The organism is Klebsiella sp. K-Nf6 (assembly GCF_002806655.1).
GTDB classification, from domain to species: Bacteria; Pseudomonadota; Gammaproteobacteria; order Enterobacterales; family Enterobacteriaceae; genus Klebsiella; species Klebsiella variicola.
Genome location: NZ_PIBN01000013.1, coordinates 142,143 through 158,323 on the forward strand (window position 1 = coordinate 142,143; position 16,181 = coordinate 158,323).

A 16,181-nucleotide genomic window follows, 5' to 3' on the forward strand; every position below is an offset into this window, starting at 1 on the left:
TGAGTTATGAAGCTGGAAGAAATCGTAGCCCTTAGTGTAAAGCATAATGTCTCCGATCTACACCTGTGCAATTCCGCCGCACCGCGCTGGCGGCGGCAGGGCAGGCTGGAGCCCGCCCCCTTTCCCGCGCCGGATATCCCGGATTTACTCAACTGCTGGCTTGATGCCGCACAGTTACAGCACTGGCAGGAACAGGGCCAGATTGACTTTGCGCTGACCCTGGCCTGCGGTTCGCGGCTGCGTGCCAGCGCTTTCGCCCATACGCGTGGAATATCGCTGGTGCTGCGGCTCCTTCCTGAACAGTGCCCGCGTCTGGAGACGCTGGGCGCCCCGCCTGCCCTGAGCGAACTGCTGGCGGAAGAGAGTGGCCTGCTGCTGGTCACCGGAGCGACGGGCAGCGGCAAGTCGACCACCCTGGCGGCGATGGTGGGGCATCTCAACCAGCGTCTTGATGGCCATATTCTGACCCTGGAGGACCCGGTAGAGTTTATTCATCACAGCGAGCGCTGCCTGATCCAGCAGCGGGAGGTTGGCCGTCACTGTCCTTCATTCGCCGCGGCGCTCCGCGTGGCGCTGCGCCAGGATCCGGATGTGATCCTGCTCGGCGAGCTACGCGACAGCGAAACCATTCGTCTGGCGTTAACGGCTGCGGAGACCGGGCATCTGGTGATGGCGACGTTACACACCCGCGGTGCGGCGCCGGCAGTGGAGAGATTGATCGATGTCTTTCCGGCAGAGGAGAAAGATCAGGTTCGTAGTCAGCTGGCCGGAAGCCTGTGCGCGGTGCTGGCGCAAAAATTGTTACCTGCACGTCAGGGCGGGAGAGTTGCGCTATACGAGCTTTTGGTCAATACCCCCGCCGTGGCGAATTTGATCCGTGAAGGAAAAGTGCACCAGTTGCCCGGCGTGATGCAGACCGGGATGCAGGCCGGAATGCTGACATTTACACAGAGTTTTCAGCAACGTGTCGCCGCAGGCGAGCTGTAAGAGAAGCGTGAAGCAGGCAGGGTGGGTTAAATGATATGTTAACTGAATGTTTGATGGCTGTTTATTTATATTATTTGGTAATACAAATAACCATTCTGAATAAATTCAAATAACACATTCAGTTGCGATATGTCGACAGTGAATACGCATTTCCAGGAAAAAAGTTTGATTACCTTTTGACAGCTTTGAGGTATTCGATTTATGCTGTTTACGGGAATAGGATGATTCTCATGGAATAACGTTTCAATTTGTAAGTTGCCAAGGCTATTTATAAATTCACGACTGTTTGTATATTTTTTTATTCATTTAACCACCATGGCGGTGGGTAGCAGCTAAGGAGAGTTTTAAGTGATTAATTTTAATGGAAATTCATCATCTTCTCGTCAGGTTACATTTATTACCCACCCGTCAATTCAAAGCAAAGCCTTTGCCAGCTATCTGAGTGAAACCCTGATGGCACCAGTGGTTTTACAAAACATTAATAAACCACTGGCGCAGCGCCTGGCGAAAGATTCGGTAATATTATTTGATATTGCAGTGTCAAATAAGAAATTAAATGGGGTGTGGCGAAACATTATTCGACTGCAGGCAGATAATCCTCGCTTGTTGATTATTAATAGCGCACAAAAGTATGAGTTATACGAAATGGCGCAGTGGCCGGCTTTATATGGCGTGTTCCGCCATGACGATGATGAATCGCGCTTAATTGAGGGCGTTAAGGCCGTACTGAACGGCGAACAGACGGCTGAATTGAGCGTGATGCACCCGGCGATGTACGCTGCGGACCATGCATCGGCGCCCGTTGAGAACTCGCCACTCACTGAGCGGGAATGTGAGATCCTCAACGAGCTGCGCTGTGGGGCGACGAATCTGGATATTGCCCGTGCCCTGTTTATCAGCGAGAACACGGTGCGTACGCACCTGTACAATGTGTTTCGTAAACTGAGCGTGAAGAATCGTACTCAAGCGGTGAGCTGGGCGAACGAACATCTGCGCCACTAAGCGGCCTGAAGCGCGCCGTCAGCAATTTGCCGGCGGCGCAGGAGAGCAGAGCCTAAAAGCTCTGCTCGAAGTAGCTTTCCAGAATGACCACGGCTGAAGCCGAATCAACGCTACCTTTATTCAGCGCCCGGTAGCCGCCGTGTTCAAATAAGCCTGCCCGAGCCTCCACCGTACTCAGACGTTCATCGTGAAGGACGATCGCGACGCCAAAGCGGCCATGAATTTTATTGGCGAAATTCCGTGCGCGCGCCGTCAGCGGTTGCTCGGTGCCGTCCATATTCAGCGGCAGGCCAACGATCACCGCCTCAGGCTGCCACTCTTTGAGCAGTTTTTCGATGATATTCCAGTCCGGTTTACCGTCCTGCGCCTTCAGCGCCGGTAATGGTCGCGCGGTTGCGGTGATGCGTTGCCCCACCGCCACGCCGATGCTTTTGGTGCCGAAATCAAAGCCGAGAAAGGTTCCGCTCATCATGCATGCCCCGCGACGCCTGGCATCGTCACAATGTCGATACCAATCAGTTTAGCCGCCTCGCGCCAGCGATCGGCGATGGGCGTGCGGAAGAGAATATTCTGGTCAGCAGGGGCGGTGAGCCAGGCATTATCTAAAATCTCTTGCTCCAGTTGCCCTTTCTCCCATGAGGAGTAGCCCAGCGCAACCAGTACGTTGCCCGGCTGTCTGTCGGTACCTAAGGTTTCAAGAACATCCCGCGAGGTGGTGACCACTGTATTATCCGAAATGCGGATACTCGAGGAGAAGTCAGAGGGTGGGGTATGCAGAATAAAGCCGCGGTCTTCCGCCAGCGGGCCGCCCAGCATCACCGGTTTATCCAGACGGATCTCCGGATTGCGCGGCTCCGGAACAATCTTGAGCTTCTCAAGGATCCCTTCCACCTGCAGATTTTCCAGCGGCTTATTGATAATAATGCCCATGGCTCCCTCGTCGTTATACTCGCAGATATAGACCACGGAGCGGCGGAAAATAGGATCCTGAAGCGCAGGCATGGCAATCAGAAAGTGATGCTGTAAATTCATTGTCAGAGGTTCTGTTCCTGGTTCAAAAAGCAACACCCAGTATGCGGGCAAAGTAGAATAGTGTCGATGCACTTTATCTGGCTGGCGCCCGAGTGGCGCCTGGCTGGCAGCGTTTCACGAGCGCGGTCAACCGCGCTCGCTGCGCCATGAGCGGACGTTTATCCGCCCTGGTGTTTATTTGGTGATACGTCTTTCGATAGCGTCCATCAGCATGCCGGTGATCGAAATATCCGGGAAGGCGGCTTCAATCTCACGCACGCAGGTGGGGCTGGTGACGTTAATTTCCGTCAGACGGTCGCCGATGATATCCAGGCCGACGAAGATAAGACCTTTGGCTTTCAGCGTCGGGCCGACGCGGCGGGCAATTTCCCAGTCGCTTTCGGTCAACGGGCGAGCTTCGCCACGGCCGCCAGCGGCCAGATTACCGCGGGTCTCGCCACCCTGCGGAATACGCGCCAGGCAGTAAGGCACCGGCTCGCCGTCCACCACCAGCACGCGCTTGTCGCCGTCTTTAATGGCGGGCAGATAGTTCTGCGCCATGCAGTAGCGGCTGCCGAGCTCGGTCAGGGTCTCCGTGATCACGCCAAGGTTCGGATCGCCGGCTTTGACGCGGAAAATAGAGGCGCCGCCCATGCCGTCGAGCGGCTTCATGATGATATCGCCGTGTTTTTCCCAGAAGGCTTTCAGCTGGGCTTTATTGCGGGTGACCAGCGTTTCCGGCGTCAGTTCAGAGAACCAGGCGGTGAACAGTTTCTCGTTACAGTCGCGCAGGCTCTGCGGCTTGTTGACGATAAGCGTGCCTTTCTCTTCTGCCCGCTCCAGGATGTAGGTCGCATAAATAAATTCGGTATCGAACGGCGGATCTTTACGCATCAAAATAACGTCAAGATCGGCCAGCGGCAGATCCTGCTCACCGGTGAAGTCATACCATTTATCGTAGTTCTGTTCGACGCTCAGCGTGCGCGTACGGGCGCGGGCTTCGCCGTTGATCAAATAGAGGTCGTTCATCTCCATATAATGGAGTTCATAGCCGCGACGCTGCGCTTCCAGCAACATAGCGAAGCTGGTGTCTTTCTTGATGTTGATGGTTGCGATGGGATCCATCACGATGCCAAGCTTGATCATGGTTCTTCTCCGTTAACGCCTCAACCTAAGTCGCCAAAACGCACCTGCAGGGCGGTGATGGCGGTGAGCGCAGTAGTCTCTGTACGCAGAACGCGCGGTCCCAACAGGATATCAGTAAACTGGTATTGCGCGGTCATCGCTATCTCTTCTGCCGATAGCCCACCTTCCGGACCAATCAGCAAACGGACGCGTTCAACCGGTAGCGGCAGCGTATTAATGCTGGCGCTGGCGCGCGGGTGCAGGTTGAGCTTCAGCCCGCTGTCCTGCTCGGCGCACCACTCTTCCAGCTGCATAGCCGGACGTATTTCCGGTACCACGTTACGACCGCTCTGTTCGCAGGCGGCAATAGCGATTTTCTGCCACTGCTGGATCTTCTTCTGCAAACGTTCGGCGTCCAGTTTAACGCCGCAGCGCTCGGAAAACAGTGGCGTTATGAGGCTTACCCCGAGTTCGATCGATTTCTGGATAGTAAATTCCATTTTTTCACCGCGCGACATCACCTGGCCTAAGTGAATATGCAGCGGCGATTCACGATCGTCGGGGTCGCCGCTGAGCACCTCAACCGTGACATTTTTCTTGCCAGCCTCGGTGATGACGGCGTCAAACACCTGGTTACTGCCGTCAAAAAGCTGTAAGTGCTGACCGGTGGCCATGCGCAGGACGCGACCGACGTGGTTGGCCGCGTCATCGCTCAGCGCAATCTGGCTGCCGACAATGAGGCGTTCTGGATGATGGATGCGAGGAATGCGCATGCTTGATATTCCGTTCGTTGCGCAGATGCCAGCTTCCCGCCACCGGGCGGGAAGCACAGGGCTGCAAATTAACAATTGCCGCTAGTGTAGGTTAGCTCTTTTGCGCCTGGCAAGCCTGCTGGACATACGGATTATGGTTGCCCTGCACTTTCGCGATGCGCTCATCGCGCTCACATTCCCAGGCGGTGACCGGGTACTGTTTATCCCAGGCGGTAAACAATTGAGTTTGCTGGCGGGAAAGATTCAGCTGGTAGCGGTCGCGCATATAGAAGTAGGTGCGGGCGATGGCGCCGCGGGCGCGGGCAGGGGGCTCAGCGACTTTATCTTTAAAATCGACCTTCATAGTGCACTGGCCGTACTGGCCTTCACCGCCGTTCCACTGGCTGTACATAAAGTTGCCGCGATCGCCATTCACTTCTCCCACCGCCGGCTGCAGGTTGTGCATATCGCTTTCCATCTTGCGGTACTCCGGATCTTTGGCGCAGTTTTGCCGCCCGCCTTCCTGCCAGCACTGGCGCTGATGGCCGAACTGCCACGCTGGCACCACGTGTTCCCATTCAACCCGGCTGGCGCGGTTCTCATTTTTACGCACTTTATAGCCGCAAGATTCCAGATCGATAACGCCTTTTTTACCCTGCCAGTCGATTTTACAGCCGCAATAAAAGTCGCCCGGAACGTCGGCGTTCACTTTGACGCCAGCGGCCTTGGCCTGGGAAAAACTACTAATACCGGCGGCCGCAAGCGGGCCACTGACTGCCGTGCTCAATACCGCTACGGCTAAAACATGCATACGGGACATCGTTAACTCCGTGTCAAAACGAGCCCGCAACGTAGCGAATGAGGGTGCCGGATGCAATCAGTCAGATCAGAAAGTTTCTAATTAATTCCGATGGTTATTTTTCAGCCACCAGCAGATCGCCGCAGTGAACGCAGCGGTAGGTGGCCTCGCCGCGCACCACCCGGTTATGGCGACGGACGGTGAGCTGATGCTGCTGACAGCGACAGCGATAGGGGAAGGTGTTCTGGCGGACCGAATCGAGTTCAAAACGGTGGGTGCGACGCGCGGGAACGCCAAGGACGCTCTCCATCATCCATTTCCACTCTTTACCGTGCGGCGCGACGCGGCCAAAGTGCTGCCAGACCAGCAGGTGCGCCAGCTCGTGCGGTACCACTTCATCGATAAACTCCTGCTGATTTTCCAGCAGCAGCACCGGGTTTAAACGAATTTCGTTTTTCTCCAGCCAGGCGGTGCCGGCGGAGGTACCGCGCTGCTGGTAGACCAGCGTCGGCTCCGCGTAGCGGCGTTCCAGTTTGAGGTTCGCTTTGGCGAGATGCTCCCGCAGGCTGCGCATCACGGCCTGCTGAATAGCGATGGGAATACGGGGTGTTTTCATAGCGCCAGAGGATAGTGCGACGGGCGGGGGAGAGCAAGAGGAAGCTTCCTCCCGGGAGGGGAGGAAGCTCAGGCGGGTTAGTCGCGGGCGCCGATTTCACGCAGCGGACGACCCTGCATCAGGTTACGTTCAATATGTTCCAGCGAGACGTTTTTGGTTTCCGGAATCAGCCAGATAGTCAGCAGGATAAACAGCACGTTCAGACCGCCGTACACCCAGAAGGTATTGGCGCTGCCCAGCGAGTTGAGCATGGTCAGGAAGGTGGCGCCGACAATCATATTGGCAATCCAGTTGGTCGCTGTGGAGCAGGTGATGCCGAAGTCGCGGCCTTTCAGCGGCTGGATTTCGGAACACAGTACCCAAATCAGCGGACCGGCACTCATGGCGAAACCGACGATGAACATCAGCAGCATCAGGACGGCGATGTACTGCGCGGTAGAGGAGTGAATGCCGATGTGCATCATGCTACCCAGCACGCCCATGCCCGCGGCCATCACGATAAAGCCGAGGATTAGCGTCGGTTTACGACCCCAGCGGTCGACCAGACCGATAGCGATAAAGGTGGCCAGCACGTTGGTCAGACCGACGATCACCGTCCCCCACATCTGCTCGGTGGTGTTGGCGTAGCCCGCCAGCTCAAAAATCTTCGGTGCGTAGTACATGATGACGTTCATGCCGGTGAACTGCTGCATCACCTGCAGCAAAATACCGAGGAACACCGCACGGCGGAAGTTGCTGTTGTCTTTGAACAGCGACCAGCCGGACTGTTTCACCTTCAGGCTTTCGCGGATCTCGTCAAGCTCACGTTTCGCTTCGGCGCTGGTATCGCGCAGACGCAGCAACACGCGTTCAGCATCAACGAAGCGACGTTTCGCAGCGAACCAGCGCGGGCTGTCCGGCAGGAAGATGACACCGATCAGCAGTAAAATCGCCGGAATAATGATCACACCGAGCATCCAGCGCCACGCGCCGCTATAGCTGAAGGCGGTGTCAGAGAGATAGGCGCCGAGGATCCCGATGGTGATCATCAGCTGGTACATCGAAATCATACTGCCGCGAATCTTCTCTGGCGCGATTTCCGACAGATACAGCGGTGCAGTATAAGAGGCAACGCCCACCGCCAGGCCCAGCAGCACGCGGGAAACCAGTAGGATCTCGACGTTTGGCGCGGCAGCGGAGAACAGAGAGCCGGCGACAAAGAGGATGGCGCCGATCATCAGGCTTTTTTTACGGCCCAGTTTGAAGGAGAGCCAGCCGCTGCCGACCGCACCGACGGCGGCACCGAACATCATGGAGCTGACCACCCACTCCTGGGTATGGGCTGAAATCTGGAACTCATTGGCAATAAAGGGTAAGGCACCCGCAATAACACCGATATCAAGGCCGAACAGCAGGCCAGCCAGTGCGGCGAGGAAGCAGACGAAGAACGTCATGGTCTTGTTCGAACGCCCTTGTTTTTTGTTGTCAGGCATAACGCCCTCCAGTTGAGTTATTGATTCTGTCGATGGTTAGGGTAGGACACTCGACGGTAAAAAAACGTGATTATAGTCACGGCTGTGTAATCGTTTACACAAAGGTAAAGAAACGTAATGCATTAAATGCTTTTTAAATCAGCAGTATATGCAAGGATAGTCGACAATTTGAAAAACGGTAATCAGAGTTGACCGAAACAATATGTAACATTGTGAAAAAAACACGCATGAAATGCCTGCTGTAGGCAGGAAGTGGCATTCATCACTATGTAATCGCTTTCATCATGTTGCAGCGTTCCGCTGAAGCGAGGCGCAGGGGGAGGGCGACGGAAACAAAAAGGCCAGCGCGAGGCTGGCCTTGAAGAGAGGAAACGGGGAGGTTATTTCAGACCGGCCGCTTCGCGCAGCAGAGCCGCTTTGTCGGTTTTTTCCCATGGGAAATGCTCGCGACCAAAGTGACCGTAGGCAGCGGTTTCTTTGTAGATCGGGTGCAGCAGGTCCAGCATCTGAATCAGGCCGTACGGACGCAGGTCGAAGAACTCGCGCACCAGCAGGGTCAGCTGTTCAGAAGGCACTTTCTCGGTGCCGAAAGTTTCCACCATGATGGAAGTCGGTTCAGCAACGCCGATAGCGTAGGAGACCTGGATTTCACAACGATCGGCCAGGCCTGCGGCAACGATGTTTTTCGCCACATAGCGCGCCGCGTAGGCTGCGGAACGGTCAACTTTAGACGGATCTTTACCGGAGAACGCGCCGCCGCCATGACGAGCCATGCCGCCGTAGGTATCAACGATGATCTTACGACCGGTCAGACCGCAGTCGCCCATCGGGCCGCCGATAACGAAACGTCCGGTCGGGTTGATGAAGAACTTGGTCGAAGCGCTCAGCCATTCGGTCGGCAGGGTCGGCTTGATGATCTCTTCCATCACCGCTTCCTGCAGAGATTTCTGGTCAATATCTTCCGCGTGCTGCGTGGACAGAACCACCGCATCGATGCCGACGATTTTGCCGTCGTCATACTGGAAGGTCACCTGGCTTTTCGCATCCGGACGCAGCCACGGCAGGGTGCCGTTTTTACGTACTTCAGCCTGGCGCTGCACCAGACGGTGAGCATAGGTCACCGGCGCTGGCATCAGCACGTCGGTTTCGTTGGTCGCATAGCCAAACATCAAACCCTGGTCGCCTGCGCCCTGTTCCAGCGGGTCGGCACGGTCGACGCCCTGGTTGATGTCCGGAGACTGTTTACCAATGGCGCTCAGAACGGCACACGAGTTGGCGTCAAAGCCCATATCGGAATGCACGTAGCCAATTTCGCGGACGGTGTTACGGGTGATCTCTTCGATATCAACCCATGCGCTGGTGGTGATTTCGCCGCCTACCAGCACCATGCCGGTTTTGACATAGGTTTCACATGCGACACGTGCTTTCGGATCCTGCTCGAGGATCGCATCCAGCACGGCATCAGAGATTTGGTCAGCAATTTTGTCAGGATGCCCTTCTGATACGGACTCAGACGTAAAAAGGTGTTTTGCCATATTTTATTTCACCTGTGGACGATTCGGATAGCTCATACTGTTGTGTAATGTGGCTTTGGTGGATAATCAGCGCAAAGCCGCGCAGGTAGCGACACGAGCAGTCTGAGTGTTAATCAGTATAGACGGATTAACTTCTGGATGGCTATTTTAGGTCAATTCTTGAGCCCATTTCCAGCCTTTTTTGATGGCGGTCGCATTTATGGGAAAACCCGCCTGGCAAATTTTCCTGACAACCACGCAAACGCACACATTTTTATTTTGCTTTTTACCCTGCTTCTCGGTATAAAACGCCGCGCGCGGCTCATTAAAAAAGCGCACGGGGCATCGCCCTGTGGTGCCACTTCCAGCCGGGTTAAGCAGTCTGTATTTACAGAATCTCGCAGCGGCGTAGCGCCTGTTGCCCGGTATGTATAGCTTTGGCTTGTCGCCGACCCTGTCGCAGGGCGGTGTGGAGGTGATACCAGATAATGAACCAACGTTTTTCGCTTGATTCGTCGCGTCGTTCTGTCGCGCGTCAGCACTCCGCAACCTGCATCTCTCTCATGCAAACCAGCCGATGTTCACCCCATCTCGGCGCTTCTCAGGATTCCAGGGCCGGTCGGTCGTCAGAAAACTGAACAAGGGCGCTCTTGCCAGGCAAGAGTTTTCTCGTGGTTTCTCCGGACTGTCATACTCTGTTCGGCTACGTGTTTTACGATGATATGAATAAGAAACCGGTCGCGCAGTCGCAAAACCAGCAGATAGTGCTGGGCTTTAGGACTGTTCATGGGTTGTTATCGCATCTTTGGACTGCGATAGTAGTTAACTGTCTTACACTTATTATTAAAAATTGAGGTTCGCTATGTCTGACGACATGTCTATGGTTTCGCCTTCGTCAGCAGGCGAACACGGTGTACTACGTTCCATGCAGGAGGTAGCGATGAGCTCCCAGGAAGCCAGCAAGATGCTGCGTACTTATAATATTGCCTGGTGGGGCAATAACTATTATGACGTCAACGAACTGGGCCACATCAGCGTTTGCCCGGATCCGGACGTCCCGGAAGCGCGCGTGGACCTCGCGGAATTAGTCAAAGCCCGCGAGGCGCAAGGGCAACGTTTGCCGGCGCTGTTCTGCTTCCCGCAGATCCTGCAGCACCGCCTGCGCTCGATCAACGCCGCCTTCAAACGCGCGCGTGAATCGTACGGTTATAACGGCGATTACTTCCTCGTCTACCCGATTAAGGTTAACCAGCACCGTCGCGTGATTGAATCGCTGATCCATTCCGGCGAGCCGCTGGGACTGGAAGCCGGTTCGAAAGCGGAACTGATGGCCGTGCTGGCGCACGCCGGGATGACCCGCAGCGTCATCGTCTGTAACGGCTATAAAGACCGCGAATATATCCGTCTGGCGCTGGTGGGCGAGAAGATGGGCCACAAGGTCTATCTGGTCATCGAGAAGATGTCGGAAATCGCCATCGTGCTGGAAGAGGCCGAGCGCCTGAACGTGGTGCCGCGCCTCGGCGTGCGTGCGCGTCTGGCCTCGCAGGGCTCCGGCAAATGGCAATCCTCCGGCGGAGAGAAGTCCAAGTTTGGCCTCGCGGCGACCCAGGTACTGCAGCTGGTCGAGATCCTGCGTGCCGCAGGGCATCTTGAGAGCCTGCAACTGCTGCACTTCCACCTCGGTTCGCAGATGGCCAACATTCGCGACATCGCCACTGGCGTACGTGAATCCGCGCGTTTCTACGTCGAACTGCATAAGCTGGGCGTCAACATTCAGTGCTTTGACGTCGGCGGCGGTCTGGGCGTGGACTATGAAGGGACCCGCTCGCAGTCTGACTGCTCGGTGAACTACGGTCTGAATGAATACGCCAACAACATCATCTGGGCGATCGGCGATGCCTGCGAAGAGAACGGCCTGCCGCACCCGACGGTGATCACCGAATCCGGCCGCGCGGTGACCGCGCACCATACCGTGCTGGTTTCCAACATCATCGGCGTGGAGCGTAACGAATACACTGAGGCGACCCCGCCGGCGGAAGACGCCGCGCGTCCGCTGCAGAGCATGTGGGAAACCTGGCTGGAGATGCACGAGACCGGCAACCGCCGCTCGCTGCGCGAATGGCTGCACGATAGCCAGATGGACCTGCACGATATCCATATCGGCTACTCCTCCGGCACTTTCAACCTGCAGGAGCGCGCCTGGGCCGAACAGCTGTATCTGAACATGTGTCATGAAGTGCAGAAGCAGCTCGACCCGAGCAACCGCGCGCATCGTCCCATCATCGATGAGCTGCAGGAACGCATGGCGGATAAAATCTACGTCAACTTCTCGCTGTTCCAGTCGATGCCGGATGCCTGGGGGATCGATCAGCTGTTCCCGGTGATGCCGCTGGAAGGGCTGAACAAGTCGCCGGAGCGCCGCGCGGTGCTGCTGGACATCACCTGCGACTCCGATGGTGCCATCGATCACTATGTGGACGGCGATGGGATCGCCACCACCATGCCGATGCCGGAATACGACCCGGAGAACCCGCCGATGCTGGGCTTCTTTATGGTCGGGGCCTATCAGGAGATCCTCGGCAACATGCATAACCTGTTCGGCGACACCGAGGCGGTGGACGTGTTCGTCTTCCCTGATGGCAGCGTTGAGGTTGAGCTGTCCGACGAGGGCGATACCGTGGCGGATATGCTGCAGTATGTGCAGCTGGATCCGAACACGCTGCTGACCCAGTTCCGCGATCAGGTGAAAAACACCGACCTGGACGACGCGCTGCAGCAGCAGTTCCTCGAAGAGTTTGAGGCGGGACTGTACGGCTATACTTATCTGGAAGACGAGTAACCATTGATGCCCGGTGGCGCTGCGCTTACCGGGCCTGTGAAGGTAGGCCGGATAAGGCGAAGCCGTCATCCGGCAGAATGCGATACTCACTTGAACCCGTATGCATTACCGGCGATAATTCACGCCAATAAGCGATTTATCTATCAAACCCTTCCTCGTCGGGCCTAACGACGCGGAGGGGTTTTTTTATACTTATTTTTTACGTTCCACGACTGCGAGAAGAGGTCATATCCATGAGCACTTTAGGTCATCAATACGATAACTCCCTGGTATCCAACGCCTTTGGCTTTCTGCGTTTGCCAATGAACTTCATGCCGTATGAAAGCGATGCGGACTGGGTCATCACCGGCGTGCCGTTTGATATGGCGACCTCCGGGCGCGCGGGTGGTCGTCATGGTCCGGCGGCGATCCGCCAGGTTTCCACTAACCTCGCCTGGGAGCACAACCGTTTCCCGTGGAACTTCGACATGCGCGAACGCCTGAACGTGGTGGACTGCGGCGATCTGGTGTACGCCTTCGGCGACGCGCGTGAAATGAGCGAGAAACTGCAGGCCCACGCCGAGAAACTGCTGGCGGCAGGCAAGCGCATGCTCTCCTTCGGCGGTGACCACTTTGTTACCCTGCCGCTGCTGCGCGCCCACGCTAAGCACTTCGGTAAAATGGCGCTGGTGCACTTCGATGCCCACACCGACACTTACGCCAACGGCTGCGAGTTCGACCACGGCACCATGTTCTACACCGCACCGAACGAAGGGCTTATCGATCCGAACCACTCCGTGCAGATCGGAATCCGTACTGAATTCGATAAAGACAATGGTTTTACCGTGCTCGACGCCGGCCAGGTCAACGACCGCAGCGTTGATGACGTGATTGCCCAGGTGAAGCAGATCGTCGGCGACATGCCGGTGTACCTGACCTTTGATATCGACTGTCTGGATCCGGCGTTTGCGCCAGGCACCGGGACCCCGGTTATCGGCGGGTTAACCTCAGACCGGGCGATCAAACTGGTGCGTGGCCTGAAGGATCTGAACATCGTTGGGATGGACGTGGTGGAAGTCGCTCCGGCCTACGATCAGTCCGAAATCACCGCTCTGGCGGCGGCGACCCTCGCTCTGGAAATGCTCTACATCCAGGCGGCGAAGAAGGGCGAATAAGCCGGGTAACCCCGACCCTCTCCCTTCCCGGGAGAGGGTTGCGCGCGGCACAGAGGGGTTATCAAGGCGCCGGGCGAGTGCTCCTGCGCGCCGGGAGAGGGCCGGCGCACAGGAGAGGGGTCATCATCGCGTCAAAACACGTTAAACGGATATTCGACGTAGAACCGGACTTCATTCCCGCTAACGTTATAGTCGCTGGCGTTGCTGGAAACGCGCAGCACCGAATAGCGTAGTCTGAATTTCAAATCTTTCGCCACGCCGTTTTGCACCTGGTATTGAACCTGGTTGAACCATTCGTGTTCTTTGCCGTTGCTGGTCTCTGACGTTTTAATGTTATCACCACGCACGTAGGCGGTGGTCCAGGTCAGCCCCGGTAATCCCAGCCCGGCAAAATCCAGTCCGTACGATGCCTGCCAGGAGCGTTCATCTTCACCGTTAAAATCAGACCAGTAGGAGTTGGCCAGCCAGATGGTGTTCCCGCCATCGCCAACTCCCCCCTGGTTCTGGTAACCGCCGTAGTGGTAACCGGTGCTGCCGCTGCTTTGCTGATAAGCGACTTTAAAGGTGTGAATATCCCAGATGTAGCTGGCGGCCAGGCTCCAGATGCTGTTGCTGCGCCCGGTGTCATTGGCGTCGGCATATTCTTGATCCAGGCGTGAGTGATAGCCGTTGAAATCGAGAACCAGCTGTTGGTCGGCGGCGAACGGCTGCTTGTAGTTCAGGCCAAGATACTGTTTGTTCAGCACATCTTCGACGTGTGACGCGTACAGCGCGCCGCTGAGCTGGTCGTTGAACCGGTAGCTTGCCCCACCGAAGGTCAGGCTTTTCAGGCCGCTGTTATGGCTGTCGTCGCTTTTGCGCTGCTGATCGGTCAGGTAGCCGGCGTTAATTTCCAGACCGTCGATTTCGCGTGAGGTGAGCATGGTGCCGGTATAGCTCTCGTACAGCAGGCGTGAATCGTCAGCGTAGACGATGGGCAGCATCGGCCGCTGGCTGCCGTAGCTGAGCACGGTATTCGAAAAGCGCATTTTGCCGGTAGCGCCGAATTTCGCGAGGTCGGATTTCGCGCGGCCATCGTCATCCTGGGCGAAAAAGTCGATCCCGCCCGCGCCGCTGCGCCCGCGACCGCCGTCAAGGCGCACCGCATACTGAGCGATACCGTCCACGCCAAAGCCGACCGGTCCCTGGGTAAAGCCCGATTCGAAGGTGGCGATAATCCCCTGGCCCCATTCGGCTTTATCCGGCAACCCATCGCGATAATCACGTTTGATATACGCGTTACGTAAAAAGAGATCCAGATGGCTGTCGTCAATAAAGCCCTGACTGGCGGATTGTTGGCTGGCGAAAGTCGGTGCGGCGGCAATTATGCCAAGTGCAATTAAGGATAATTCTTTTTTCACTGAAGGCACTTCTCTGTCTGTCGATATATTCAATGGAATCACTGCAGTCGCGATATTCTCCTGAAATAATGTCGAAAGCAATCATTGTGTGAGCAATGGTATCGCCAGGAAACAAGCCGTGTGGCGCACGCCGGCTGCGTTTGGCGAAGAGGGGTGGACTATTTATTATCTGGAGGAACGCGGTTCTGAAAGGCGGATTGTGTACACCGTTTTTCATTTGCCAAATAATATTTTGCTGAGTGGCAGCGCTTAAAATAATTGGCTGTGACGAGGTGCAACAATAATTAACGGTTTGTGCGCTTAAATTATCAATTCATGCGGCTAAATATTTTTACAGGTATATAAAAAAAGGGAGGCGATAATGCCTCCCGCTGTCGATTATTTAATCCCGTCGGCTTTCATGCGATCGCGAATATGCTGGGCGCGCGCTTCTGAGGCCGGGTGATCGTCAAACATAGAGCTCTGACGACCGGCTTCCAGCTTGGCCAGTTTTTCGAAGCTGGTGGCCAGTCCCGACGGATTGATGCCGCGCTTACGCAACAGGTCATAAGAGTAGTCATCCGCTTCCGATTCCTGACGCTGGGAGAACTGCGAGTTCACCAGTTTTTCGCCTAAATCGCCCAGCTGCGACTGCGACAGGCTGCCGACGATGCCGCCGGCGGAGGCCGCCGCCGCACGCACGGCGTTGGTGCCCAGCGCGACCTGCATGCCTTTCTTCACGTGGCCCAGCGCAACGTGGCCCATTTCGTGGCCGATAACCGCTTCAACTTCATTATCGTTCATCAGGTCCATCAGCCCGCTGTAAACGCGGATGCAGCCGTTCGCCATCGCGAAGGCGTTCACATCCTTGGTCTCATAGACCTTGTAGTTCACTGGCTGGCCATTGATGTTATCGCCCAGCGCGGTCGCGATTTTGCTCAGACGCTGGCTGTATTCACTGCTGGCCGGGGCGATTTTCGCTTTGGCGTCCATCTCTTTACAGGCCTGGTCGCTTAAGGTTTTCACCTGCGCATCGCTGAGGGAGTACGCCTGGAAGGCTTCGGCGCCTGAGCTGAGCAGACCATTGGAGTCCATGTTCTGACATCCGGTGAGGGTTGCTGCGATCCCAAGAGCAAGTACGGTTGAGCGAATTTTCATTTTTTATCTTCCACAATCTTATGGTTGTTTATCCGAAAATACGGCGACGGCAGGGAACCGTATTCTGCGTAAATTATAAAGAGTATCGCAGGATGCGGGCGAGCGGATTCCGGGGTAGCACAACCTGTTCCAGAGATTTCTTAAAGGGCAAAAGGATGCTCCATGTACATGACTTGTCGCTTGGGTTACATTGTTCACACTTTTTTCCGGCGTAGCCCAAAACGCGCTCTCGTCAAGTCGTTAAGGGCATGGCCTTCAACAGTCCGAACTGGAGTCAAAATGTCCTCACGTAAAGAGCTTGCTAACGCTATTCGTGCGCTGAGCATGGACGCTGTACAGAAAGCCAAATCCGGCCACCCGGGGGCCCCGATGG

General features: G+C 56.0%; 17 protein-coding genes. 7 read left to right on the plus strand and 10 right to left on the minus strand.

Annotated features, from left to right (window positions below; translation table 11 throughout):
* Window positions 1–6 precede the first annotated feature (6 nt).
* Window positions 7–987, plus strand: a complete 981-nt coding sequence (locus CWM61_RS20430) for a type IV pilus twitching motility protein PilT (protein WP_100631830.1) — start codon at window positions 7–9, stop codon at window positions 985–987.
* 348 nt (window positions 988–1,335) lie between these two features.
* Window positions 1,336–1,989 carry a LuxR C-terminal-related transcriptional regulator gene (locus CWM61_RS20435; protein WP_100631831.1) on the plus strand — a complete coding sequence of 218 codons (654 nt, stop codon included), beginning with the start codon at window positions 1,336–1,338 and terminating at the stop codon, window positions 1,987–1,989.
* Window positions 1,990–2,041: 52 nt separating this feature from the next.
* Here the strand turns inward: CWM61_RS20435 and ruvX are convergent, their stop codons facing one another.
* The 8 genes from ruvX to metK all read right to left on the minus strand — a co-directional run bounded on the left by ruvX (window position 2,042) and on the right by metK (window position 9,299).
* On the minus strand, window positions 2,042–2,458 hold the full coding sequence (ruvX, locus tag CWM61_RS20440; protein ID WP_061156319.1) for a Holliday junction resolvase RuvX: 417 nt from the start codon (window positions 2,456–2,458) through the stop codon (window positions 2,042–2,044).
* Window positions 2,458–3,021 (minus strand): YqgE/AlgH family protein, encoded by a 564-nt coding sequence (locus CWM61_RS20445; protein ID WP_012540566.1) that lies wholly within the window; start codon window positions 3,019–3,021, stop codon window positions 2,458–2,460. The genes ruvX and CWM61_RS20445 overlap by 1 nt, the downstream gene beginning before the upstream one ends.
* A gap of 174 nt (window positions 3,022–3,195) precedes the next feature.
* Entirely contained in the window at window positions 3,196–4,146 is a 951-nt protein-coding gene (gene gshB, locus CWM61_RS20450; protein WP_008806462.1) for a glutathione synthase, read from the minus strand.
* 20 nt (window positions 4,147–4,166) lie between these two features.
* Window positions 4,167–4,898: a 16S rRNA (uracil(1498)-N(3))-methyltransferase gene (gene rsmE / locus CWM61_RS20455; protein ID WP_061153332.1), complete on the minus strand. Its 732-nt coding sequence runs from the start codon at window positions 4,896–4,898 to the stop codon at window positions 4,167–4,169.
* Between the two features lie 91 nt (window positions 4,899–4,989).
* Window positions 4,990–5,697, minus strand: a complete 708-nt coding sequence (endA, locus tag CWM61_RS20460) for a deoxyribonuclease I (RefSeq protein WP_100631832.1) — start codon at window positions 5,695–5,697, stop codon at window positions 4,990–4,992.
* Between the two features lie 94 nt (window positions 5,698–5,791).
* Window positions 5,792–6,292 carry a SprT family zinc-dependent metalloprotease gene (locus CWM61_RS20465; protein ID WP_074387596.1) on the minus strand — a complete coding sequence of 167 codons (501 nt, stop codon included), beginning with the start codon at window positions 6,290–6,292 and terminating at the stop codon, window positions 5,792–5,794.
* A 77-nt stretch (window positions 6,293–6,369) separates the two neighbouring features.
* A complete protein-coding gene (locus CWM61_RS20470) occupies window positions 6,370–7,764 on the minus strand; it encodes a sugar porter family MFS transporter (RefSeq protein WP_061153335.1) in 1,395 nt (464 codons plus the stop codon).
* A gap of 380 nt (window positions 7,765–8,144) precedes the next feature.
* Window positions 8,145–9,299, minus strand: coding sequence for a methionine adenosyltransferase (gene metK, locus CWM61_RS20475; RefSeq protein WP_061153336.1), 1,155 nt, complete (start codon window positions 9,297–9,299; stop codon window positions 8,145–8,147).
* Between the two features lie 138 nt (window positions 9,300–9,437).
* Between metK and CWM61_RS29955 the strand changes: the two genes are divergently transcribed.
* The 4 genes from CWM61_RS29955 to speB all read left to right on the plus strand — a co-directional run bounded on the left by CWM61_RS29955 (window position 9,438) and on the right by speB (window position 13,271).
* The gene (locus CWM61_RS29955; protein ID WP_136027425.1) at window positions 9,438–9,713 is read left to right on the plus strand and encodes a hypothetical protein; all 276 of its coding nucleotides are present in this window, start codon (window positions 9,438–9,440) and stop codon (window positions 9,711–9,713) included.
* A gap of 287 nt (window positions 9,714–10,000) precedes the next feature.
* Window positions 10,001–10,132 carry an acid stress response protein YqgB gene (yqgB, locus tag CWM61_RS20485; RefSeq protein WP_002916578.1) on the plus strand — a complete coding sequence of 44 codons (132 nt, stop codon included), beginning with the start codon at window positions 10,001–10,003 and terminating at the stop codon, window positions 10,130–10,132.
* Between the two features lie 8 nt (window positions 10,133–10,140).
* Window positions 10,141–12,117, plus strand: a complete 1,977-nt coding sequence (gene speA, locus CWM61_RS20490; RefSeq protein ID WP_071839037.1) for a biosynthetic arginine decarboxylase — start codon at window positions 10,141–10,143, stop codon at window positions 12,115–12,117.
* Between the two features lie 233 nt (window positions 12,118–12,350).
* The gene (gene speB / locus CWM61_RS20495) at window positions 12,351–13,271 is read left to right on the plus strand and encodes an agmatinase (protein ID WP_002916572.1); all 921 of its coding nucleotides are present in this window, start codon (window positions 12,351–12,353) and stop codon (window positions 13,269–13,271) included.
* A gap of 131 nt (window positions 13,272–13,402) precedes the next feature.
* Here the strand turns inward: speB and CWM61_RS20500 are convergent, their stop codons facing one another.
* Both CWM61_RS20500 and CWM61_RS20505 read right to left on the minus strand, forming a co-directional pair.
* Window positions 13,403–14,671 carry an OprD family outer membrane porin gene (locus tag CWM61_RS20500; protein ID WP_100631833.1) on the minus strand — a complete coding sequence of 423 codons (1,269 nt, stop codon included), beginning with the start codon at window positions 14,669–14,671 and terminating at the stop codon, window positions 13,403–13,405.
* Between the two features lie 378 nt (window positions 14,672–15,049).
* Window positions 15,050–15,808: a M48 family metallopeptidase gene (locus CWM61_RS20505; RefSeq protein ID WP_012540572.1), complete on the minus strand. Its 759-nt coding sequence runs from the start codon at window positions 15,806–15,808 to the stop codon at window positions 15,050–15,052.
* Between the two features lie 279 nt (window positions 15,809–16,087).
* Between CWM61_RS20505 and CWM61_RS30200 the strand changes: the two genes are divergently transcribed.
* The coding region (locus CWM61_RS30200) for a hypothetical protein (RefSeq protein WP_168926389.1) at window positions 16,088–16,181 on the plus strand (94 nt) is incomplete at its 3' end.

Bases quoted from the DNA above. Each gene is read 5' to 3' on its own strand.
- CWM61_RS20430 (WP_100631830.1), top strand. From the start codon at position 7: ATGAAGCTGGAAGAAATCGTAGCCCTTAGTGTAAAGCATAATGTCTCC.
- ruvX (WP_061156319.1), bottom strand. From the start codon at position 2,458: ATGAGCGGAACCTTTCTCGGCTTTGATTTCGGCACCAAAAGCATCGGC.
- CWM61_RS20445 (WP_012540566.1), bottom strand. From the start codon at position 3,021: ATGAATTTACAGCATCACTTTCTGATTGCCATGCCTGCGCTTCAGGAT.
- gshB (WP_008806462.1), bottom strand. From the start codon at position 4,146: ATGATCAAGCTTGGCATCGTGATGGATCCCATCGCAACCATCAACATC.
- rsmE (WP_061153332.1), bottom strand. From the start codon at position 4,898: ATGCGCATTCCTCGCATCCATCATCCAGAACGCCTCATTGTCGGCAGC.
- endA (WP_100631832.1), bottom strand. From the start codon at position 5,697: ATGTCCCGTATGCATGTTTTAGCCGTAGCGGTATTGAGCACGGCAGTC.
- CWM61_RS20465 (WP_074387596.1), bottom strand. From the start codon at position 6,292: ATGAAAACACCCCGTATTCCCATCGCTATTCAGCAGGCCGTGATGCGC.
- CWM61_RS20470 (WP_061153335.1), bottom strand. From the start codon at position 7,764: ATGCCTGACAACAAAAAACAAGGGCGTTCGAACAAGACCATGACGTTC.
- metK (WP_061153336.1), bottom strand. From the start codon at position 9,299: ATGGCAAAACACCTTTTTACGTCTGAGTCCGTATCAGAAGGGCATCCT.
- CWM61_RS29955 (WP_136027425.1), top strand. From the start codon at position 9,438: ATGGCTATTTTAGGTCAATTCTTGAGCCCATTTCCAGCCTTTTTTGAT.
- yqgB (WP_002916578.1), top strand. From the start codon at position 10,001: ATGAATAAGAAACCGGTCGCGCAGTCGCAAAACCAGCAGATAGTGCTG.
- speA (WP_071839037.1), top strand. From the start codon at position 10,141: ATGTCTGACGACATGTCTATGGTTTCGCCTTCGTCAGCAGGCGAACAC.
- speB (WP_002916572.1), top strand. From the start codon at position 12,351: ATGAGCACTTTAGGTCATCAATACGATAACTCCCTGGTATCCAACGCC.
- CWM61_RS20505 (WP_012540572.1), bottom strand. From the start codon at position 15,808: ATGAAAATTCGCTCAACCGTACTTGCTCTTGGGATCGCAGCAACCCTC.